Genomic DNA, 21,289 nt, shown 5'->3' with positions numbered 1-21,289 from the left:
TCGCTCACGGCCAGAGGCCTGTCACCGCAGTGGAGGACCGGCTGCGCCGCTCGGCTCAGCGCGCCTGGTCGAGTGGACGCAGGTACTTCAGCGGATCCGCCGTGAGGGCGTCGATCCGCGGCCGCGCGGCCGCCAGCCGGGTGGCCTCACCGGACTGGCGGCGGATGATCTCGTCGACGTTGGACTGCTGCACCAGCAGCCCCGGAGCGACGAACCAGCCCTCCGGCAGCTTGCGGCCGCTCTTCGCGTGCTGGGCCAGCATCCACCCGGCCACCGCGCCCTTGAGGAAGTGCTCGGCGGAGATCGTCGCGAACAGGTGCCCCTCCTTGACGCCCTGCAACGCCTTCGGGTCGATGCTGAACGACGCGGCCAGCCACTTCCCGTTCTTCTCCGCGTGCACGGCGGCGAGGTTGACCGCGTCGACGTCACCGGCGCCCAGCAACGCGAGCGCGTCCGGGTTCGCGTCGGCCACCCGCCGCCAGGTCGCGAGGTTCGTCGTGGCGTCGCGCCCGGTGTCGAGCGGGCCGATCACCTGCAGCTTCGGCAGCCGTTCGAGCAGGCGCGACCGCATGCCCAGCACCCGCTGGTCCAGCGCCGGCATCGCGGGGGAGTTGCTGCCGATCACGATCTTGCCGCCGGCGTCGGGCGGCAACCGGTCCGCCGTCGCGTCCGCGAGCGTCCTGCCGAGGTCGAAGCCGTCGTTCTCGATCATGAACTTGACCTCGCTGCCCGGCGCGACCTGGCCGCCGGCCACCGCCATCACCGGGATGCCCTGCCCGACCACCTGCGCCATCGGCTCCGCCACGAGCTCCGGCGCGACCGCCGACACCCCGATGCCGCCCTTGGCCCGCGTGGCGAGGTCGTGCAGCAGCTCGACCTGCTTCAGCCCGTCGTGCGTGTCCGGTCCCGTCAGCTCCGTCCTGACGCCGCCCGCCATCTCCGCGCCGGCACGGAAGCCGTCGCTCATCTCCCGGGAGAAGTCGCGGCTGTTGTTCTGCGCGAGGAACCCGATTGTGGGCGGGTCATCGGACGTCTTCTCCGCTCCGCATCCGCTCACCCCCGTCACCGCGAGCAAAACCGCAGGCAGGACGACACGGACAGCGCGAACCACGGGAAAGCCCAATCAGTTGACCGCCGGAAAGCGGTCAAGGCTAGTGCACCGGGAATCGCTGTGTCGGCTTGCGTGCAATCCTTTGGCTGCGTACCAATAGCCACTTCGCCGGAAAGCGATGTCCACGTGAGGCGCCGATAGATGCTCTCCAACTGGGTCGAGGCCCGCACCACCGCGCACACGACCGTCATAAGCCTGACGATCGGTCTGGCCGCGCTGGCGGGTCTCGCGCTGTGGACGAGTCTGAGCATGCAGCGCGCCACGACGCACCTGCACGAGCTGAACGAGATCAGCGACCGCTGGGGTCTCGTCGTGCAGAACGTCGACGTCGCCGACCACTCGCTCGTCGACTACCTCCGCTCCGGCACGCCCGTCATGCGCAGGCCCGTCTCGAACGCCGCCGGTGCCGCCGGCGACAGCCTGCGCTGGCTCAAGGACCACGGCGGTCCCGCCGACGTCCGCGCCGCCACGATCGTCAGCGACCTGTACGGCGACTACTCGTCGTTGCTGCGCGACACGGTCGCGGCCGGCGACCGCGGCGACACCACCGCCGCGTTCCAGAAGGCGGACCAGGCCGAGCTCACGCTGGTCTCGTTGCGCAAACAGCTCTCCACGGTCGTGCAGATCAAACGCCTGGAGACCACCGACTACCTGCGTGCCGCCGAAGCGGAGAACGGCCGGCTCCGGCTCGCCGCCGTCATCGCGTTCGTCGTCGACCTCGGCCTGGTCGGGCTGTGCGGCGTGGTGCTGATCGGCCACCGCCGCAAGATCCTGCGCCAGGCGGCCAAGAGCGAGCACGAGGCGATGCACGACGCGCTGACCGGCCTCGCCAACCGCACCCTGCTCGTCCACCACGCCCAGGAGGCCATCGAGCGCTCCGACCGCACCGGTGACCCGCTCGGCCTGTTCCTGATCGACCTCAACCGCTTCAAGCCGATCAACGACACCCTCGGCCACGCGTTCGGCGACCGGCTGCTCCAGCACGTCGCGAACCGCCTGACCACCGCCGTCCGCGACATCGACTCGGTGGCGCGCCTGGGCGGCGACGAGTTCGCCGTCCTGCTGCCGTCGGTGCTCTCGCCCGCCAACGCGCTCGTCGTCGCCGACCGCGTGCACCGCGCCCTGGAGGAGTCCGTCGACCTGGACGGCCTGTCCGTCGACGTGGGCTGCAGCATCGGCGTCGCGATGTACCCGGCCGACTCGGCGGACGTCCACGACCTGCTCAAGCACGCCGACATCGCCATGTACGCGGCCAAGCGAGCCCGCCTCGGCACGTCCGTCTTCGAGCCCGGCGACGACCACAGCGCCGCCCAGCTCACCGTGATCAGCGACCTGCGCCGCGCGCTCGACCACGAGGAGCTGGTGCTGCACTACCAGCCCAAGGCCGACGTGCGCACCGGAGCCGTCTGCGGCGCCGAGGTCCTGTGCCGCTGGCAGCACCCGCGCCTGGGCCTGCTCGGCCCCGACCGCTTCATCCCGGCCGCCGAGGAGACGGGCCTGATCGAGCCGCTCACCCGGTACGTGCTCGACCGCGCCCTCGCCCAGTGCCACACCTGGCACGCCGCCGGCTGGGACGTGCCGGTCTCGGTCAACGTCGGCGCCCAGTGCCTGCACGACCCGACGTTCCCCGACCAGGTCGCCGACGCGCTGAAGCTCCACGGCCGCCCGCCGGACGTGCTGACCCTGGAGATCACCGAGAGCGCGATCATCGCCGACCCGATCCGCGCGAGCGACGTGCTGACCCGCCTGCGGGAGCTGGGGGTGCGGCTGTCGATCGACGACTTCGGCACCGGCTACTCGTCGATCGCCTACCTGCGCACCATGCCCGTGCACGAGATGAAGATCGACCGTTCGTTCACCACGAACATGCGCACGGACGCGTCCAGCGGCGCGATCACCCGCTCGTTGCTCGGGCTCGCGCACAACCTGGAGCTGGAGGTCGTGGCCGAGGGCGTCGAGGACGAGGAGACGTGGAACGTCCTCGCCGCCCTGGGCTGCGACATCGTGCAGGGGTACTGCCTGAGCAAACCGCTGCCAGCGGACGAGTTCGCCACGTGGCTGCGCGAGCGGGCCGCGAAGGAGCTGACCGCGCGCTAGCGTTCGGTGGCGAGCCGGTAGGCGGCCGCGCCGATCAGCTCCAGCGACACCTGCAACCGCTCCAGGCTGATGTTGCCGCGGATCGTGTCCTCCGGCGTGTGGTAGATCGGCTCCAGCTGGGCCGGTCCGCCCTCGCCGCGCCAGCTGAAGTTCGCCGACGCGATGCCCTTCTCGTGGAACGGCACGTGGTCGCTCGATCCGCGGGCGACCGGTCCGTGCACCCGCGGGTCGTACCCGAGCCGTTGCGCCGCGGCACGCACCTGGGCGGTGGTCGCGTTGTCCGCGCCGTCGACCGACAGCAGCCAGTACGCCGTCGCCGGGTCGTGGCTCGTGGCGACCATGTCGTTCTGGAACACGCCCTTGATCCGCGCGATCTCCTCCGGCGCGAGCTGCGAGACGTAGTGCCGTGATCCGAGCAGCCCCTGCTCCTCCGAACCCCAGAGCGCGAACCGCAGTGCCTTGTGGGTCGGCAGGTAGCGCAGCACCCGCGCCAGTTCCAGGCACAGCACGGTTCCGCTGCCGTCGTCGTTGGCGCCCGGCGATCCCGGCACGCTGTCGTAGTGCGCGGTCACCATCACGACCCCGTTGTCGCGCCACGGGAACGTCGCCGGGCGTTCCGCGATCACGTTGTAGGACGTCAGGTTCGGGTGGTGGGTGGTGGTGATCGTCAGCTCGCCGGACCCCTGGGCACGCAGCTTCTCCGTGTGCACCTGCGCGAGGCCGATCACCGGCACGGCGACGTCCCGGTCGAGCGTGGGGGAGAAGGCGCTCGACTTGCCGGCGGTCGCGGAGATCCGGCCGAGGACCACGGCGACCGCACCGCGTTCGATGGCGGCGTGGGTCGGCGCCGACCCGGCGGGGGCGTTGACGTAGAACGCGATCTTGCCGGTCAGGTCCGGCAGCTGGCCGTCGACCACCTCGACGAACGGCGCCTTGACCGTGACCCCGAGCTTCCCGAACCGCGAGGCGCCGGCCTGCCAGCGGGAGTTGACATCGGCCAGGTACTTGTCCGGCACGGTGAACGGCTGCGTCGTCACCTGGTACCGCAACGACTTCAGCTCACGGACGAGGTAGTCGCGGGCGCGGTGCTCGGAGGCGGTGCCGCCGATGCGCGGACCGATCTCGTCGCTCAGGACTGTGAGGTGCTCGAGTGCGTGGCGCGCCCGGACCCGTGCCACGACGGGAAAATCGCCGAGGTCGAGGTCGGGGAGGGTCGCGGCGCCCGGCCGCTGTTCCGTCGCCGCGAGCGCGCTCACGGGGTTGGCCACGACGGCGGCGGCTCCGGCCGCCGCCGCGAGGAAGTCACGTCTGCGCATGTCGGTCCCCCATCTGAAGATGTACCGGCGCACCGAACGTAGGCAGCCGGGGAGAGGCGGGACAACCGACTAGTGGCTGGCTTTCGCGGACGCGTGGTCGAGGACGAGGTCCTGGACCTGGCGGCGTGCGTCCGAACGGGCCTTGTGCGCGCACGCCATCAGTTGCGCCGCGAGGACCTCCGGGTCGAGGTCACGCACGGCCGGGCTCAGCGTGATGCCCGTCGTGACGCCGTTCGAGTCGACGGTCACGCCGACGCCGCCGCGCGTGGCCTCGCCGCTCACCGCCGCGAGCAGACCGACGAGGTCGAGGTAGCGGCGTTCCTCGCGTTCGGCGGCGGCGTTGCGGCGCTCCTCCCACCACTCGATCCGGCGGCGCAGCAACGCGGACGCGGTCGCGGGGTCCGGCACCGGGACCGTCCACGAGCCGGACGCGGTGTGCAGCAGGATCGCGTTCGCCTGCGCCGTCACGCGGTGGACGCGGGCGAACGAGACACCGGTGTCGACCCGGGAACCGCCGCGCGTGGTCCAGTCGACGCGGTCGGTGCCGATCACCACGCGGGTCCCGCCGCCCGTCAGCACGAGCGGGAACGCCGTCGACCCGAGCTCCAGGACCGGCGTCGCGAGCAGCGAGCGGTGGGCCATCCGGGCGAGGGCGCTCGCGGAGCCCGCTCCGAGGACTCCAGCCGCGCACAGGGCCTTCACCGCGATGGCCGCACCGGGGCTGAGCCGCAGCGCGATGCCCGAGCCCGGCAGCACCCCGAGCACGAGCTGCGCGCCGGTCATCAGGGTGGTCGCGGGCAGCCAGGAGCGCGGGTCGCTCAACCCGTTGCGGCGCAACCAGGACAGCAACGCCCACGCGCACGCCGCCGCCGCGGCGGCCGGAATCGCCGACCACCACGGCATGATCCGCTGGCCCGCCGACGTCATCCCGGCGAGCACGATGCAGACGACACCGATCGCGATGGGCAGCACTCCGGCGGAAAGCAGCAGCAACGTCCTGGTGCGGTGCCATCGCGCGGCCAGCGCCTGCACGACCTGGGGATCGTTGGTCAGGGGGAGGGACCGGGGAATGAGTGTCATCAGCGCACCCCTCGTCAGCTCTCCGCGATGTCACCGCGTGTGACGTGCGGGCCGACCAGGCTTCCCGGCTCACCTACCCGTCAATATGCCGCAAACGTCCAGATCAGGCAAGGCTTGTCCACAGTAGACGGTGCAAACCCGGCGCGGGAAGTCGCGCGAAGCTGTTCAATACCAAGGTGATCACTTATGACACTGATGCCGGAAATCTGACCGAAGACGACCTCGCCGGCTTCTTCGTGGGCTGGCCCGTGCCGCCGTCCCCCGCCCAGCACCTCGCCGTGCTGCGGGGGAGCTACCGGGTGGTGGTCGCGCGCTCAGGGGACACCGTCGCGGGGTTCGTCACCATGATCAGCGACGGCGTGCTGACGGCGTTCGTCCCGTGGCTGGAGGTGCGGCCGGAGTTCCAGGGCCGGGGCATCGGCTCCGAGTTGGTGCGCCGGATCCTCGCCGAGGGCGCGCACCTCTACTCGGTCGACCTGACCTGTGACGACGAGCTGCGGCCGTACTACGAACGCCTCGGCATGGCCGCGCTCACCGGGATGGGTGTGCGCAACCGCGCCGTGCTGGAGGGCTAGATTCCTTCGAGGTCGAGGGTCTGCTGGTGCGGCCCGCCGGTGAACGAGCTGCTGAGCAGGCCGGACGATCGGCACCGCCCGCACGTCACCGGTGAGGTCGTCGCCTTGAACCGGGTGAAGTCCCAGCTGCCCGTGCCGACGTGGCAGCCGGGGCCGGGCACCTCCAGCCCGAGCCAGCCCTGCATCCGCACGGCGTGCACGACGTCGGACCCCTCGAGGTAGCCGTTGAGCCGCCCCGCGAACCGGTTGCGCGCCTCTGCCGCGGGCGCGCTGAGTGCCTCCTGCAACAACGAGATGCCGTTCATGACACCGATTCAACCTCACCCGGACGCGTCGAGCCGCGCACCACGCCGCTCCAGGACTGTGAGGCTGCGCGCGCACCACCGCACGTTGTCCCGTTCGAACGACAAGCCGCGCAACAGCGTCAGGTAGGGCCCGACCCGGTCGGCCCGCTCGAGGAACTCCTCCTCGGTCCGGCCGTCGAGCAGCCTGGCCCTGAGTCGTTCGTAGCGCGCGACCTTCGCCTCCGCCCACCGCCGGCGTTCCCTGATCGAGGCCTTCACCGCCTCGACGTCCCCCGCGTCCGCCGCCATCACCGCGACCAGCAGCTCGTCGCGGATCGCGGTCGGCCGGTGCTGCTCGGACGTGAACGAGGTCAACGCCTCCAGGCCCTGTCCGGTGAGGGAGAACAGGCGCTTGGTCGGCCTGCGCTCCTGCTCGACCGCGCGCGCCTCGACCAGCCCCTCGGCCTCCATCCGGTCCAGCTCGCGGTAGAGCTGCTGCGGGGTGCACGTCCAGAAGTTCGCCACGGACGCGTCGAACGCCTTGGCCAGGTCGTAGCCGGACGCCTCCCCGTCGAGCAGGGCGGCCATCACGGCGTTGCGCAGGGACATAGTCGCAGGTTACGGTGCCCTGACCTAGTCAACAAGTTGAGTACTGTGGGGTTGTCACGTGAACGCATTCCGCAAGGCAGTCGAGGCACGCGACACCGACGCCGTCGAGGCCTGCCTGGCCGACGACGTGGTGTTCACCAGCCCTGTCGCGTTCTCGCCGTACCCCGGCAAGCCGATCACCGCGGCGATCCTGCGCGGCGTCATGCGGGTGTTCGAGAACTTCCGCTACGAGCGGGAGATCATCGACGGCGACGACCACGCGCTCGTGTTCCGCGCCGAGGTGGGCGGCAAGGAGATCCAGGGCTGCGACTTCCTGCACCTGAACGCCGACGGGCTGATCGACGAGTTCACCGTGATGGTGCGCCCGCTGTCCGGCGCCCAGGCGCTGTCGGAGGCCATGGCCGCCCAGTTCGAGCAGATCAAGGCCGAAGCGCTGGCGTCCTGACCTCGACCCCGGCGAACGTCACGCGGCGCTTTCGTACACGCTCACGTGCCGCGTGCTGGAGGCCGCGAACGGCTCACCGTTCCAGCCGCCCCACCGCTCGCGCAGCCGCAGTCCCGCGATCTCGCGCCATGAGGTCGAACTCCGACGGGTAGGTCAGGCGCTGCCGGATCGGGCCGAACCGGATGCCGTCCGCGCTGATCTCCACGTGGTTCTCGTCGAGCACCTGGGTGACGGGGTCGTAGCGGTTGACGTCGAAGCCGACGCGGTCGAGCTCCATCCACTCGACGTCGATGAACTGTGCGAGGAACCGCACCGCCCCGTCCTCGTCGCCGCGGGGTGAGTTGCCGTAGTTCTTCGCCGCCTCCTGACCGAAGCTCGGGTTGAATCCCTTCACCCGCCCCACGCTAGTGGTGCGGCCAACTCCTTTCGCGGGCCTGGAGTTCGCGGAGCAGCGCGAGGTCGTGCAGGTCCCGTTCGCGCGGCTCGTACCCCTGGTGGAAGTAGAGCTGCTGCTCCGTGGACAGGCACGGCACCTTCGTGCCGAGGATCGTGCCGGTGACGAAGCACGAGGCCGGGTACCGGAACGGTGCGCCGGGCGTCAGCGAGGACTGCTCGGCGCTGCCGTCGGCGGCGAACCGCAGCGGGTGCAGGTCGATCTCGCGACCGGCGGGATCGGTGAGCACGAACCGCACTGGGCGCCACGACAGGGTTTCCGCGAACCCCGGCCCGGCCAGAGCCGCGAGGACCCGCGGTTCCTGCTCCTCGCGGTGCATGAGGTCGAGGTCGTCGTGCGGCCTGGTCCGCCTGCCCACCAACGCGTCGACGCCCCAGCCACCGCCGATCCAGACGTCGGCACCGTCCAGCGCTGCCAGGATCTCCAGCACGTCCTCCGCGGTCATGCGCTCAGAGAACCAGCGAAACCGCTGCCGGGCCACCGCATTTCCCTGCTACGTTGCTGATCGTGCCGGACTTCAAGCTGCCGCTCTACGGCGCTGACACCGAACGCGGCGACCTCGCTCCCTGAGTCGTCCCGTTCCGCCGACACCTTCCACCACTTCGCAGGGAGCTTCGCCATGCGTTCGTTCGTCCATGCTCTGCCCAAGGTCGAACTGCACGTCCACCTCGTCGGCTCGGCCGGCGTCGACACCGTTCTGGAGCTCGCCCGCCGCCACCCCGGGGCGGGGGTGCCGGCCGACCGCGCCGAGCTGGAGCGCTTCTACGCGTTCCGGGACTTCGACCACTTCCTGAAGGTCTACTGGGCCGTCCAGTCGATGCTGGAGGACCGCCGCGACATCCACACCCTCGTCGTCGGCCTGGCGCGGGACCTGGCGCGGCAGAACGTCCGGTACGCCGAGGTCACCGTGACGCCGTACAACCACGTGACGGACGGCATGGCCGTCGACGAGGTCCTCGCGGGCCTGGAGTCCGGCCGGGCGGAGGCCGCCGCGCTGGGCGTGGACCTGGTCTGGTGCTTCGACATCCCCGGCGAGAAGGGCCTGGAGGCGGGCAGGGAGACGCTCGCGTTCGCGCTGGACCTGCCGGACGGCCTGGTCTCGTTCGGTCTCGGAGGCCCGGAAGCCGGCGTCGGCCGCGCGCAGTTCGCCCCCTTCTTCGACGCCGCGAGGGAAGCGGGCCTGCACAGCGTTCCGCACGCGGGGGAGACGAGCGGGCCCGAGACCATCTGGTCTGCGTTGCGCGACCTGCGAGCCGAGCGGATCGGCCACGGAACCAGCTGCGCGCAGGACCGGGCACTGCTGGAACACCTGGCGTTGAAGGGAATCCCGCTGGAGGTGTGCCCGACGTCCAACGTCCGCACGCGGCAGGTGACGTCGATCGAGGCGCATCCCGTGCGGCAGATGCTCGACGCCGGGGTCGTGGTCACGCTGAACACCGACGACCCGCCGTTCTTCGGCGCCACGCTGGAGGGCGAGTACCTGGCGGTGGCCACGGCGCTGGACCTGGGACACGCGGACGTCGCACGCCTGGCGGAGAACGCCGTGCTGGCGTCGTTCCTGCCGAACGCGCGCAGGACATCGCTGCTGGAGGAGATCGCGGCCGTGCTCGCCACGGTGTGAGAAGTCCATTCACGACTGAAGCTCACTCGTCATAACACCTGGTGAGCGAGTTGTCACTCCGCATGCATCTCGTTTGGTGGCAAGCGATGCGCCGTTTCGGGCACAGTGGGTGTCCGGGCGCGACATCGACAAGGGGACTTCCGTGAAGAGAACCATCGTCCTACTGGCAGCCGTCGTGGCTGCACTGGGGATCACCACACCGGCCCAGGCCTCGTACTCGGCCTCGCTCGTGGTGCTCGGCGACTCGTTCGCGTCGGGCACGGGCGCCGGTGACTACCAGGACGGCACCGCGGGGAACTGCTGGCGCAGCAACAACTCCTACGGCGAACAGGTGGCAGCCCGCCTGCGCTCCGAAGGCAGGCTCGGCTCGTTCACGAACGCGAGCTGCAGCGGCGCCGCCACCGCGGACATGTCGGTCCCGTTCAAGGACCGCCCGGCCCAGCTGGACGCGCTGAAGCCGGACACCACCCTGGTGCTGCTCACCATCGGCACCAACGACATCGACTACGCCTCCTTCGGCAGCACGTGCGTCCTGAGCGACTGCACGGGCGCACCGACCGAGGCGATCCTGGCCAAGCTGCCGCAGATGGGCGGCAACGTCACCGCCCTGCTCACCGAGATCGACAGGCGCAGCCCGAACGCGCGCATCGTCGTGGTGGGCTACGGCCGCCAGGTGTCCACTTCGGAGAACCCTCCCGGAGCCACCCTCGACCCGATCTGCGGCGACGGCTTTCTGACCACGGCGGAACGCGTCGAGGGCAACAGGGTCACCGACGGCATCGACGCCACCCTCCGCTCGGCCGTGACGACCGCACGCCGCCAGGGCGCGTTCGCCACGTACGCCAGCCCGTTCTCCCGCCCGGAGACGTTCGACGGCCACGCGCTCTGCGAGGCCGGGACGCCGTTCCTGCGCGGGTTCGACGCGCTGGCTGAGGGGCAGGAGGGCCTGGAGGCCGTGTTCCACCCGAACGTGCTGGGGCAGACGGCACTGGCCTCGCTCGTGCGGGCCTGACAGGTCGCCGGAATCGCCCGTCCCGGCGATGGACACCGCCAGGACGGGCGAGGATCCTGCTGCACGTGGAACAGGTCGTCGAGATGGCGGACTTGGACGCCGCGCACGAGATCTTGAGCGCGGCTTACAGCAGGTTGCGCATCGACGGCAGCAAGGACCGCCCGTCGAGCTGGATGGCCTCGCGGACGGTCGGCCGGGTCCGGTTCGACCGGGTCGGCGGCCGCATCGGGCTGGAGGCCACCGGGGACCCGTTGCGCAACTACGTGTTCGGGCACCTGGACAGCGGCCGGATCCAGCACAGCTCGGACGGCGAGGACCGGTTCCTCCTTCCCGGCGACGCGTTCCTCACGGCTCTGCCCGACCGGCCGTTCCGCGCCGCGATCGACGACCCCGACGTGTCGATGGTCGTGCTGGGCCAGGAGGTCGTGGACCAGGTTGCAGACGACGTTCGCTTTGAGGGGTATCGGCCTCTCTCGCGGCGTGCCGCTGATGCGTGGCGGTCCACGTGTGTGCATCTGCGCGACGAGATACTCCCGGTGTTCGAGGAGAGTCCGCTCGTGGTGTCGAACGCGACGCGTCTGCTTGTCGCCACGACGCTTGCCACGTTCCCGAACAGCACCCTCAACGAGATAGTGATTGATCGGCGCGATGCTCACCCTCGGACCTTGCGACGTGCCATCGCGTTCATCGAGGCCAACGCGGCGAAAGACCTCACGGCTGCGGACGTCGCACGGGCCGCACGCGTGTCCATCCGTGCGATCCAGCTGGCGTTTCGTCGTCACCTCGACACGACTCCGATGGCCTACGTCAGACGCGTTCGTCTGTCGTGTGCGCACGCTGACCTGTGTGCTGCGAACGGGTCGGTCACCGTGATCGCCGCGCGTTGGGGTTACGCCCGTCCGGGTGTCTTCGCCGCGCATTACCGCGCCGCCTACGGTGTCTCACCGTCGCAGACCCTGTGGTCAGGCTGAGGCGCTTCGTTTTCGCGGCGGTGGGTTCGTTCGCGCTGCTATCGCTCGGTTGCCGGCTGAGGTGGAATGGTGGTCCGCTCTCCGATGTGAGGTCCCCGATGACCGCCTGTGAGACCAGCCCGTTCGCTGTGCGGACGGAGCGCTCCGGCACCCGGTTCGTGGCCGTCTGCCGGGGCGAGATGGACGTGACGACCTGTGAGCTGTTCTTCGCCGCGGTGCTGCCCGGCATCGCCGACACCGCCACCAGCGACGTCTCGGTGGACATGGCCGACGTGACGTTCCTGTCCGCCGGCGGCCTGCGCAGCCTGCTGCTCCTGCTGTGCACCGCGCACCACAACGGCAAGACGTTCGAGCTCCGCCACACGCAGCCGCAGGTGCGCCGCGTGCTGGACCTGTTCGGCTTCGCCACCTTCAAAGCGAGCCTTGTGTGGGAGGCAACCATGTCGCCGCGAGCCCACCGCCACTAGCTTGACCAGCTATGTTGCTCCCGCTGGTACTCGTGCTCGCGCTGGCCCCGCCCGTTCCGGCGATGACGGTCCCCGGCGCGGAACATCAGCAACTGGTCCACCTCGCCGACCTCACGACGACCGGCACCACGGTGACCGGCCACACCGACCCGGCCGACTGGGCGGGCCTCACGAGTGCCCGGCTGCCCGTTCCGGACCCGGTCTCCGGCATCCAGGTCGACGGCTACTTCCCGGACACGTCGCGCACCAACACGAACCACGGCTGGCACGACTCGCAGTTCGTGCTGAGGCTCCCGGACCGCTGGAACGGCGGCCTGGTCGTCACCGGCGCGCCGGGCGTGCGCGAGCAGTACGCCAACGACCGCGCCATCTCCGACTGGGTGCTGTCCCGCGGCTACGCCTTCGCCTCCACCGACAAGGGCAACACCGGCGCGCAGTTCTACCGCGACGGCCGCGCGATGGAGGAGTGGAACCAGCGCTTCACCCAGCTCACGATCGCCGCCAAGTCCGTTGTCCGGCAACGCTACGGCCGATCCCCGAGCCGCACGATCGCCACCGGCATCTCCAACGGTGGCTACCTCGTCCGCTGGCAGTTGGAGAACCGCCCGCACCTCTACGACGGCGGCGTCGACTGGGAAGGGACGCTGTGGACGGTCGGCGGCCCGAACCCGTTGACGTTCCTGCCACCCGTGCTCCGCGCGTACCCGGCCTACCTGGCGGGCAGTGCCGAGGCACACGCCCGGATGGTCGCGGCGGGCTTCCCGGCCGGCACGGAGTTCCTGTGGGACTACCACTACCGCTACTACTGGGACCTGACCCAGCGCATCTACCGCGAGGAGTTCGATCCCGGCTTCGACGGAGCGCTGGAGGCCGGTGTCCCGTTCTGCGCTCCGGGAACCGCCGACTGCGACGCGGACTACTCGTACGCCGCGCGACGCCGCATCGCCGGGCCGTCGGTCTCACGGATCGACCTGACGGGCAAGGTGAAACGGCCGCTGATCACGGTGCACGGGACGTACGACGTGCTGCTGCCGATCAGCCAGGACTCGGACGCGTACGCGGCGATGACGCCCGACCGGCTGCACCGCTACTACCGGGTCGAGCAGGGCACGCACGTGGACGGGCTGGTCGACACCTATCCCGACCGGTTGCGGCCGCTCGCGCCGTGCCACCGGTCGGCGTTCGTGGCGCTGGAGCGGTGGCTGGACGGAGTGACGCCACCGGCTTCGGCGACGCTGACTCGGCCGGATGACGTGCAGACTTGCCCGTTGGGGTGACCTCGGCGCGGACTTGTCCCGCTGCGTGCAGCCGTCCGGCATGATCCAATCAAGGACGTGGCCACCATCGAGTACGTCCTGGGCGACATCACGGAGCAGGAAGTCGACGTGATCGTCAACGCCGCCAACTCCTCCTTGCTCGGAGGCGGGGGAGTGGATGGCGCGATCCACCGCAAGGGCGGTCCGGAGATCCTCGCCGCGTGCCGCGAACTGCGTGCGGGCCACTACGGCGGCGGCCTCAAGACGGGCCAGGCCGTCGCCACGACCGCGGGCAGGCTCAACGCGCGATGGGTCGTGCACACCGTGGGCCCGGTCTGGTCGGACACGGAGGACCGCTCCGAGCTTCTCGCCGCCTGCCACCGCAACTCGCTCAAGGTCGCCGGCGATCTCGGAGCACGGAGCATCGCCTTCCCGGCCATCTCCACAGGCATCTACCGCTGGCCGGTCCGCAGCGCCGCGCGGATCGCCCGCGAAGCGGTGGAGGACGCCGAGCTCGACCTGGTCAGGTTCGTCCTGTTCGACCAGGCGGCCTACGACGCCTTCACCCGAGTGTGATCACCGGGCCACCGTGCTCTCCCTGACCAGCAACGAGAACGGCGTCTCCACGTCCTCCAGCGCGTCCTCGGGCGCGTCCACCCGGCGGTGCAGCAGGTCCACGGCGGCCCGCGCGATGGCGCCCTTGTCCGGAGCCACCGACGTCAGCGACGGAGAGCTGTAAGCGCTCTCCTCGTTGTTGTCGAAGCCCACCACGGCCAGGTCGCCGGGCACCCGCACGAACCGCTCCGCCGCGGTCCGCATGGCGCCGATCGCCAGCAGGTCGTTGAAGCAGAACACCGCGTCCGGCGGGGTTCGCATGTCCAGCAACGACCTCATCGCGGCGGCGCCCTCGGCGCGGTGGTAGTTCAACGCCGGCACGACCAGGTCCTGCGAGAACGGCAGCGAGGCCTCGGCCAGCGCGGCCCGGTAGCCCTCGAGGCGAAGAGCCGCCGTGCCTCGGTGCGGGTGCGCGCCGATCGCGGCGATCCGCGTGCGGCCCAGCGAGATCAGGTGGCGGACGGCGGCCTGGGCGGCGGCGACGTTGTCGATGCCGACACGGGAGATCGGCACGTCCACCGCGTGCTCGCCGAGCAGGACGGTGGGGACGGACAGCTGGAAGTCGTCGACCTGCAGCGCCTCCGGGCTGAGGATGGCGGCGTCGACGAGGTGCGGGCCCAGCGACGCGAGGGCCGCCCGCTCACCGGCCAGGGTGCCGAACGTCTGTTCGATGAGCACGTTCCACTCGTGCTCCTGGGCGGCGGCGATGACGAGGCCCGCGAGCTCGGCGAAGTAGGGGATGGAGAGCTCGGGCAGGACCAGGGCGATGAAGCCCGTGCGGCCCCGGCGCAGGTTTCGGGCGCCCAGGTTGGGGCGGTAGCCGGTCGCCTCGAGGGCCTCCTCGACGCGGCGGCGGTTGTCCGGTTTCACGAACGAGTAGCCGTTGACCACGTTCGACACGGTTTTGACCGAGACACCCGCCAGGCGGGCGACGTCCTTGAGCGTGGCCAACAGAGCCTCCAGATGAGTACCGGGAATTGTACCGGGACGGTCTCGGGTCTTTACATCGTTGGAACAACGATGCAAATCTAGCGCCTGAGAGCGCCACCACGCACAGCCCCGTGTAGGAGCCAAAGATGTCTCGCATCCTGCTCATCGCAGTCGCCGCCCTGCTCGTGACCGGTTGCACTGCGAGAGAGAGCCAACAGACCACGACCAGCGGTGGCCCTGCCGCGAGTGCCGCGCAGAACCAGAGCGCCGGTCCCGGCTGCGCGCGGAGCAAGACCGGATACCCGCAGATCGACCTCAAGGGGGCGGTCGTGGGCTTCTCCCAGTCGGAGAAGGAGGCCAACCCGTTCCGCACCGCGGAGACCCAGTCGATCAGGGACGAGGCCGCGAAGCGGGGGGCCGAGCTGCTGTACACGAACGCGCAGAGCGACCTGAACAAGCAGATCAGCGACATCAAGTCGCTGATCGACCGCGGGGCGAAGCTGCTGATCGTGGCGCCGCTGAACTCCGACGGCCTGCAGCCCGCGTTCGACGCCGCCAAGGCCAAGCAGGTGCCCGTCGTGACGATCGACCGCAAGGTGTCGTCGCAGCCGTGCACCGACTACCTGACGTTCATCGGGTCGGACTTCGTCGAGCAGGGCAAGCGCGCCGCCCAGCAGATGATCAAGGCCACGGGCGGGACCGGCAAGGTCGCCATCCTGCTCGGCGCCTCCGGCAACAACGTCACCACCGACCGCACCAAGGGCTTCAAGGACGGGATCGCCGGCACCCCCGGCCTCACCGTCGTGGCCGAGCAGACCGGTGAGTTCGACCGGTCCAAGGGCCAGGCCGTGATGGAGCAGCTCATCCAGAGCAACCCCGACATCACCGCCGTCTACGCCGAGAACGACGAGATGGGCATCGGTGCCGTCACCGCTCTCAAGGCGGCGAACAAGCAGCCGGGCAAGGACATCAAGATCGTGTCGGTCGACGGCACGCGCAACGCCGTGCAGCTCATCGCGGACGGCAGCTACACCGCGGTCGTCGAGTCCAACCCGCGCTTCGGCCCGCTCGCGTTCGACACGCTGGAGAAGTTCGGCAAGGGCGACGAGATCCCGGCGAACATCGTGATCTCCGACGACGAGTACGACTCCACGAACGCCACCCAGAAGCTCGCCAATGCCTACTGATCCGGTGATCGAGGTCGCCGGCGTCACGAAGACCTTCGCCGGCGTCCACGCGCTCAGCGACGTGGACTTCACCCTGGAACGGGGCGAGATCCACGCGCTGGTCGGGGAGAACGGCGCCGGCAAGTCGACGCTGATCAAGGTTCTGACCGGCATCCACACCCCGGATGCCGGTCAGATCCGGCGCGACGGCCGGATCTCCACGATCTACCAGGAGGTCAACCTCGTCCCCCTGATGAGCGTGTCCGCGAACCTGTTCCTGGGCCGCGAACCGCGCACGAGGTTCGGGTTGATCGACCGCGCCCGCCGGGACGCCGAGGCCGCCGAGCTGCTCAAGAGCTACGGCATCACGGCCGACGTGCGCAGTCCACTCGGGACGCTCGCGGTCGGAGAGCAGCAGATGGTGGCCCTCGCCAGGGCCGTCGCCGTGGACGCGGACGTCGTGATCATGGACGAGCCCACGTCGTCGCTCGAACCGCGCGAGGTGGAGACGCTGCTCGGCGTCGTCGACCGGCTCCACGAGGCGGGGATCGCGATCATCTACGTGAGCCACCGCATGGACGAGCTGTACCGGATCTGCGACAGGGTCACGGTGCTGAGGGACGGCAGGAACGTCCACAGCGGGCCGTTGCGGGACCTGCCGCGCATCGAGCTGGTGTCGCTGATGCTGGGCAGGTCGGTCAACGAGATCCAGAAGCACGGCACCACGGCGTTCGGCGAGGGTCACCAGGCCGACACCCAGCCCGTGCTCGAGGCGACCGGACTGACCAGCAAGCCGCGCATCAACGGCGTCAGCGTCTCGATCCGGCCCGGTGAGGTGGTGGGCCTCGCCGGGCTGCTCGGCTCCGGCCGCACGGAGACCGCGAAGGCGATCATCGGCGCCCTGCCGCTCGACAGCGGCACCGTGCTCGTCGCGGGCGAACCGGTGCCGCACAACGTGAAGGGGTCCACCAGGGCGGGCATCAGCATGCTCTCCGAGGACCGCAAGACGGAGGGGATCATCCCGAACCTCTCCGTGCGCGAGAACATCGTGCTGGCGGCGTTGCCGAGGTTGAGCAAGTTCGGTATCACCAGCCGGTCCACACAGGACCGGATCGTCGACACGTTCGTGAAACGACTGCGCATCAAGGTGTCCAGCCCCGAGCAGAAGGTCTCGGAGCTGTCCGGCGGCAACCAGCAGAAGGTGCTGCTGGCCAGGTGGCTGTGCACCGAGCCGAAGATTTTGCTCCTCGACGAACCGACGCGCGGCATCGACGTCGGCGCCAAGGCCGAGGTGCAGGCGCTGATCGACGAGCTCGCGCGGGAAGGCCTGGCGGTGCTGCTGATCAGCTCCGAACTGGACGAGCTGCTCGACGGCGCGGACCGGCTCGTCGTCCTGCGCGACGGAGCGGTGGCGGGCGAGCTGGAAGGCGACCGGCTGACCCGTGAGCACGTGCTCGCGGCGATCGCGGCGGAGGTGAAGGATGACGTCGGCAGCCACTAGGACGGCCGCCAGGACGCGCTGGCTGCAGGAGAACGGCGTCTACGTCGCCGTCGGCGTCCTGCTGCTGTTCAACGCCGTGTTCACGGCCAACTTCCTGACGGTGGGCAACTTCACCACCCAGCTCGTGCAGGCCGCGCCCGTCCTGATCGTCGCGCTCGGCATGGCGCTCGTGATCGGCACCGAGGGCGTCGACCTGAGCGTCGGCGCCGTCATGGCGCTGGCCGCGGCGGTCATCCCGCTCTACCTCGGCGCCGGTCCGCTCGTCGCGATCGTGATGGCGCTCGTGGTCGGCGTGCTGGCCGGAGCGTTCAACGGCTTCCTCGTCGCCAAGGTCGGCATCCAGCCGATCGTCGCCACACTGGCCCTGCTGGTGGGCGGCAGGGGACTGGCGCTGGTGATCGCGGACGGCCAGCTCGTGCAGCTGCACGACCAGGCGTTCCTCGAACTCGGCACCGGGAACCTGTTCGGTGTTCCGATCAGCGTGCTCATCGCGGGCCTGCTGGCGCTGGTGGTCGCCGGGCTGACCAACCGCACGACGTTCGGCCGCCAGGTCGTCGCCGTCGGCGGCAACCGCAAGGCCGCCACCCTCGCCGGTCTCCCTGTCAACCGGGTGCTGGTCGGCGTCTACGCCATCAGCGGTGTGCTCGCGGCGGTCGCCGGCGTCCTCGCCACCTCCCGGCTCGCCGCCAGCGACCCCGCCGACATGGGCCTGCTCATGGAGCTGTCCGCGATCACCGCGGTGGTCGTCGGCGGCACCCCGCTGACCGGCGGCAGGGTCCGGGTGCTCGGCACGGTGTTCGGCGTGGTCCTGATGCAGCTCGTCAGGGCGACGCTGATCAAGCACAACCTGCCGGACTCGATCGCGCAGATGATCCAGGCCGCGATCATCATCGCCGCCGTGTACGTGGCCCGGGAGCGCCGATGATCACCCAACCGACCGTCACGAGGTCGACGGCGACGAGGACCAAGGTCCTGCAACGCCAGGGCGCCGCCGTCGCGCTGGTGCTCATGGTCGCGGTGTCGTGGCTGGTCTTCCCGCGCTTCGGCAGCCTCGACAACGTCCGCGACCTCGCGCTGCAGGGCGCGTTCCTCGCGGTGATCGCGCTCGGCATGACGTTCGTGATCATCACGGGCGGCATCGACCTGTCCGTGGGCTCGGTCTACGCGCTCGGAGGTGTGCTGGCGGCCTGGGGTTCGCAGTACGGCTTCCTGGTGGCGTTGCTGCTGCCACTGGTGGTCTGCGGTCTCATCGGCCTGGTCAACGGCCTGCTGATCGCCCGCACGAACATGGCGCCGTTCATCGTCACCCTGGCGTCCCTGCTGTTCGCGCGAGGTCTGCTGCTCGTCATCACCGACGAGGGCGCCACCACGTACCAGATCCCGGCGGACAGCGCGTTCGTGGAACTGGGCCGCGGCACGGTGTTCGGCTTCGGCTACCCGATTTTCATCGTGGCCGTTCTCTGCGTCGTCGGTGGTGCGGTCCTGAACCGCACCAGCTTCGGCCAGAACGTGTTCGCGACCGGTGGCGCCGAGCAGTCGGCCGTCCTGATGGGCGTTCCCATCGCCAGGACCAAGGTTCTCGTCTACACGATGAGCGGCACGCTGGCGGGTCTCGCCGGCGCCCTGACCGCCGCTTACCTGCAGTCGGGCGTCACGGTCATCGGCGTCGGCCTCGAGCTCGACGCCATCGCCGTCGTCGTCATCGGCGGCACCCTGCTGACCGGCGGCATGGGCACGGTGCTCGGCACCGTGATCGGCGTCGGGCTGATCAAGGTCATCCAGAACGTCATCAACCAGATCGGCACCCTCGACAGCAACTACCAGTCAGTGGTGAGCGGGGTGTTCCTGCTCATCGTCGTTGTCCTGCAACGAATACTGCGCAGATAGGAGCATCATGACCAGACGCGTCCTGGGCGTATTGGTCTCCACCCTGATCACACTGACGTTTCTCACCCCCACAGCGGCGCAGGCGGTGGAGTGGGTCCCCAAGACCCCTCCGCTGACGACTCCCTGGACCTCTCAGGTGTCGCCGACGAACGCCCTGCCCGAGTACCCCCGTCCGCAGCTGCAGCGTCCCGAATGGCAGAACCTCAACGGTGTCTGGGAGTTCGCGGGCGCACCCAACCTGAACAGTCCGCCGATCGGCAGGCCGTTGGCCGAAGGCGTCCTCGTGCCGTACCCGATCGAGTCCGCTCTGTCGGGCATCAAGCGGCACGAGGACAACATGTTCTACCGCCGCACGTTCTCCGTCCCATCGGGCTGGAGCGGGCGGAACGTCAAGCTCAACTTCGGCGCGGTGACCTGGGAGACGAGGGTCTGGGTCAACGGCAGGCAGGTCGGCACGCACACCGGCGGCTTCGACGCGTTCTCGTTCGACATCACCTCCGCGCTCGTCGCGGGCACGAACGAGATCGTCGTCGGCGTCAGCTCGCCGATCGACGGCAGCCGTTACCCGATCGGCAAGCAGCGCCGCGACCCGAGCGGCATCTGGTACACCGCCTCGTCCGGCATCTGGCAGACGGTGTGGCTGGAACCGGTGCGCGCCGCGAACATCACGCGCCTCGACACCACCCCGAACGTCGGCGCGGGCGCGCTCGACCTGGTCGTGCAGGGCACCGCGGGCCAGAGCGTCACGGCCGAGGTGCTCAGCGGCGGGCAGGTCGTCGGCAGGCAGACCGGCGCGACCGGCACCTCGCTGCGGGTTCCCGTGCCCAACGCCAGGTTGTGGTCGCCGGACGACCCGTTCCTCTACGACCTGCGCGTGACGCTGGGCAGCGGTGACTCGGTGACCGGCTACTTCGGCATGCGCTCGCTCGGCAAGGCGATGGTCGGCGGCGTCATGCGGCCGTTGCTGAACGGGAAGTTCGTCTTCCAGCAGGGCACCCTCGACCAGGGCTACTGGCCGGACGGCATCTACACGGCGCCGACCGACGAGGCCCTGCGGTTCGACCTCGAACGCCAGAAGGCGCTGGGCTTCAACATGGTCCGCAAGCACATCAAGGTCGAACCGGCGCGCTGGTTCTACCACGCCGACCGGCTCGGTCTGCTGGTGTGGCAGGACATGCCCGCGGTCGACGCGGTCGACGAGGTGCCGAACTCGCACGCCAACTACGAGTCCGAGCTGCGCCGGATGATCGACCAGCTCAAGGGCATCACGTCGATCGTGCAGTGGGTGCCGTTCAACGAGGGCTGGGGCGAGTACGAGGCGGGCCGGATCGCCGACCTCGTCAAGTCCTTCGACGGCTCCCGGCTGGTCAACCACAACTCCGGCTCGAACTGCTGCGCCTCCGACCCGGACCCCGGCAACGGCGACGTCATCGACGACCACGCCTACCAGATGTCCACCGGCACCCGGACGCCGTCGAGCACGCGGGTCGCGGTGCTGGGCGAGTTCGGCGGTCTGGGCCGCCGGATCACCGGCCACGAGTACCAGGTGGGCGCCGGGTTCGCCTACGGGGACCTGTTCCCCGACGAGACCTCGCTGACCACCCGGTACGTGGAGATCACCAAGGAGGTCGGTCGGTTCGTGCACTCGCGCGGGCTGTCCGGGTCGGTCTACACCGAGCCGTACGACGTCGAGAACGAGATCAACGGCTTCTACACCTACGACCGGCAGGTGCTCAAGGTCAACGAGCAGCGGGTACGCGACGTCAACCTGCGGGTGCTGGCCATCGCGCGGGGCACCGAGGTCGGGCGCGGCGAACCGGTGTCGCTCCGGGTCACCACGGCCGGGTACACCGACCGCTACCTGCGCCACCAGGACGGCCTGGCGCGCACCG

22 protein-coding genes are annotated in these 21,289 nt (G+C 69.9%); 14 read left to right on the top strand and 8 right to left on the bottom strand.

What is annotated here, in order from left to right; all coding sequences use genetic code 11:
* Positions 1–55 precede the first annotated feature (55 nt).
* Positions 56–1,057 carry a sugar ABC transporter substrate-binding protein gene (locus VM306_RS34370; RefSeq protein ID WP_325522374.1) on the bottom strand — a complete coding sequence of 334 codons (1,002 nt, stop codon included), beginning with the start codon at positions 1,055–1,057 and terminating at the stop codon, positions 56–58.
* A gap of 195 nt (positions 1,058–1,252) precedes the next feature.
* Between VM306_RS34370 and VM306_RS34365 the strand changes: the two genes are divergently transcribed.
* Positions 1,253–3,208, top strand: coding sequence for a bifunctional diguanylate cyclase/phosphodiesterase (locus VM306_RS34365; RefSeq protein ID WP_325522372.1), 1,956 nt, complete (start codon positions 1,253–1,255; stop codon positions 3,206–3,208).
* Here the strand turns inward: VM306_RS34365 and VM306_RS34360 are convergent.
* The gene (locus tag VM306_RS34360) at positions 3,205–4,524 is read right to left on the bottom strand and encodes a M28 family peptidase (protein WP_325522370.1); all 1,320 of its coding nucleotides are present in this window, start codon (positions 4,522–4,524) and stop codon (positions 3,205–3,207) included. The two genes, VM306_RS34365 and VM306_RS34360, sit on opposite strands and share 4 nt — an antisense overlap.
* 69 nt (positions 4,525–4,593) lie before the next feature.
* Entirely contained in the window at positions 4,594–5,604 is a 1,011-nt protein-coding gene (locus VM306_RS34355; protein WP_325522368.1) for a YbaB/EbfC family nucleoid-associated protein, read from the bottom strand.
* A 176-nt stretch (positions 5,605–5,780) separates the two neighbouring features.
* Here VM306_RS34355 and VM306_RS34350 point away from each other — a divergent pair, with 176 nt between their 5' ends.
* On the top strand, positions 5,781–6,179 hold the full coding sequence (locus VM306_RS34350) for a GNAT family N-acetyltransferase (RefSeq protein ID WP_325522366.1): 399 nt from the start codon (positions 5,781–5,783) through the stop codon (positions 6,177–6,179).
* On the opposite strand, the gene VM306_RS34345 is transcribed toward VM306_RS34350, so the two are convergent.
* Positions 6,176–6,484: a hypothetical protein gene (locus tag VM306_RS34345; RefSeq protein WP_325522364.1), complete on the bottom strand. Its 309-nt coding sequence runs from the start codon at positions 6,482–6,484 to the stop codon at positions 6,176–6,178. The genes VM306_RS34350 and VM306_RS34345 overlap by 4 nt on opposite strands.
* 15 nt (positions 6,485–6,499) lie before the next feature.
* Positions 6,500–7,072 carry a PadR family transcriptional regulator gene (locus VM306_RS34340; protein WP_325522362.1) on the bottom strand — a complete coding sequence of 191 codons (573 nt, stop codon included), beginning with the start codon at positions 7,070–7,072 and terminating at the stop codon, positions 6,500–6,502.
* A gap of 58 nt (positions 7,073–7,130) precedes the next feature.
* Between VM306_RS34340 and VM306_RS34335 the strand changes: the two genes are divergently transcribed.
* Entirely contained in the window at positions 7,131–7,517 is a 387-nt protein-coding gene (locus tag VM306_RS34335) for a nuclear transport factor 2 family protein (protein WP_325522360.1), read from the top strand.
* Between the two features lie 73 nt (positions 7,518–7,590).
* Here the strand turns inward: VM306_RS34335 and VM306_RS34330 are convergent, their stop codons facing one another.
* Together VM306_RS34330 and VM306_RS34325 are read right to left on the bottom strand one after the other, a co-directional pair.
* Positions 7,591–7,911: a hypothetical protein gene (locus tag VM306_RS34330; RefSeq protein WP_325522358.1), complete on the bottom strand. Its 321-nt coding sequence runs from the start codon at positions 7,909–7,911 to the stop codon at positions 7,591–7,593.
* A 10-nt stretch (positions 7,912–7,921) separates the two neighbouring features.
* Complete coding sequence (locus tag VM306_RS34325; protein ID WP_325522357.1) at positions 7,922–8,416, bottom strand: nucleotidyltransferase domain-containing protein; 495 nt, start codon at positions 8,414–8,416, stop codon at positions 7,922–7,924.
* 174 nt (positions 8,417–8,590) lie between these two features.
* Here VM306_RS34325 and add point away from each other — a divergent pair, with 174 nt between their 5' ends.
* The 6 genes from add to VM306_RS34295 all read left to right on the top strand — a co-directional run bounded on the left by add (position 8,591) and on the right by VM306_RS34295 (position 13,874).
* Positions 8,591–9,592 (top strand): adenosine deaminase, encoded by a 1,002-nt coding sequence (gene add, locus VM306_RS34320; protein WP_325522355.1) that lies wholly within the window; start codon positions 8,591–8,593, stop codon positions 9,590–9,592.
* A gap of 142 nt (positions 9,593–9,734) precedes the next feature.
* Positions 9,735–10,604, top strand: a complete 870-nt coding sequence (locus VM306_RS34315) for an SGNH/GDSL hydrolase family protein (RefSeq protein WP_325522353.1) — start codon at positions 9,735–9,737, stop codon at positions 10,602–10,604.
* Positions 10,605–10,855: 251 nt separating this feature from the next.
* Entirely contained in the window at positions 10,856–11,575 is a 720-nt protein-coding gene (locus VM306_RS34310; RefSeq protein ID WP_325522351.1) for a helix-turn-helix transcriptional regulator, read from the top strand.
* 98 nt (positions 11,576–11,673) lie between these two features.
* Positions 11,674–12,042 (top strand): STAS domain-containing protein, encoded by a 369-nt coding sequence (locus tag VM306_RS34305; RefSeq protein ID WP_325522349.1) that lies wholly within the window; start codon positions 11,674–11,676, stop codon positions 12,040–12,042.
* Positions 12,043–12,053: 11 nt separating this feature from the next.
* On the top strand, positions 12,054–13,319 hold the full coding sequence (locus VM306_RS34300; protein ID WP_325522347.1) for a tannase/feruloyl esterase family alpha/beta hydrolase: 1,266 nt from the start codon (positions 12,054–12,056) through the stop codon (positions 13,317–13,319).
* A gap of 57 nt (positions 13,320–13,376) precedes the next feature.
* The gene (locus VM306_RS34295; protein ID WP_414672486.1) at positions 13,377–13,874 is read left to right on the top strand and encodes an O-acetyl-ADP-ribose deacetylase; all 498 of its coding nucleotides are present in this window, start codon (positions 13,377–13,379) and stop codon (positions 13,872–13,874) included.
* On the opposite strand, the gene VM306_RS34290 is transcribed toward VM306_RS34295, so the two are convergent.
* Positions 13,875–14,867: a LacI family DNA-binding transcriptional regulator gene (locus VM306_RS34290; protein ID WP_325522427.1), complete on the bottom strand. Its 993-nt coding sequence runs from the start codon at positions 14,865–14,867 to the stop codon at positions 13,875–13,877.
* A gap of 122 nt (positions 14,868–14,989) precedes the next feature.
* Between VM306_RS34290 and VM306_RS34285 the strand changes: the two genes are divergently transcribed.
* The 5 genes from VM306_RS34285 to VM306_RS34265 form a co-directional block, all read left to right on the top strand.
* On the top strand, positions 14,990–16,030 hold the full coding sequence (locus VM306_RS34285) for an ABC transporter substrate-binding protein (RefSeq protein ID WP_325522345.1): 1,041 nt from the start codon (positions 14,990–14,992) through the stop codon (positions 16,028–16,030).
* Complete coding sequence (locus tag VM306_RS34280) at positions 16,020–17,510, top strand: sugar ABC transporter ATP-binding protein (RefSeq protein WP_325522343.1); 1,491 nt, start codon at positions 16,020–16,022, stop codon at positions 17,508–17,510. The genes VM306_RS34285 and VM306_RS34280 overlap by 11 nt, the downstream gene beginning before the upstream one ends.
* The gene (locus tag VM306_RS34275; protein ID WP_325522342.1) at positions 17,491–18,435 is read left to right on the top strand and encodes an ABC transporter permease; all 945 of its coding nucleotides are present in this window, start codon (positions 17,491–17,493) and stop codon (positions 18,433–18,435) included. Before VM306_RS34280 ends, VM306_RS34275 begins: the two co-directional genes overlap by 20 nt.
* A complete protein-coding gene (locus VM306_RS34270) occupies positions 18,432–19,397 on the top strand; it encodes an ABC transporter permease (RefSeq protein WP_325522340.1) in 966 nt (321 codons plus the stop codon). The genes VM306_RS34275 and VM306_RS34270 overlap by 4 nt, the downstream gene beginning before the upstream one ends.
* 7 nt (positions 19,398–19,404) lie before the next feature.
* Positions 19,405–21,289: glycoside hydrolase family 2 protein (locus VM306_RS34265; RefSeq protein ID WP_325522338.1), on the top strand; the 1,885-nt coding region annotated here is incomplete at its 3' end.

It is taken from the genome of Lentzea sp., assembly GCF_035525475.1.
GTDB lineage: Bacteria > Actinomycetota > Actinomycetes > Mycobacteriales > Pseudonocardiaceae > Lentzea.
Note: the sequence above shows the minus strand (reverse complement) of the source record. Positions and strands in the feature narration are given on the sequence as shown.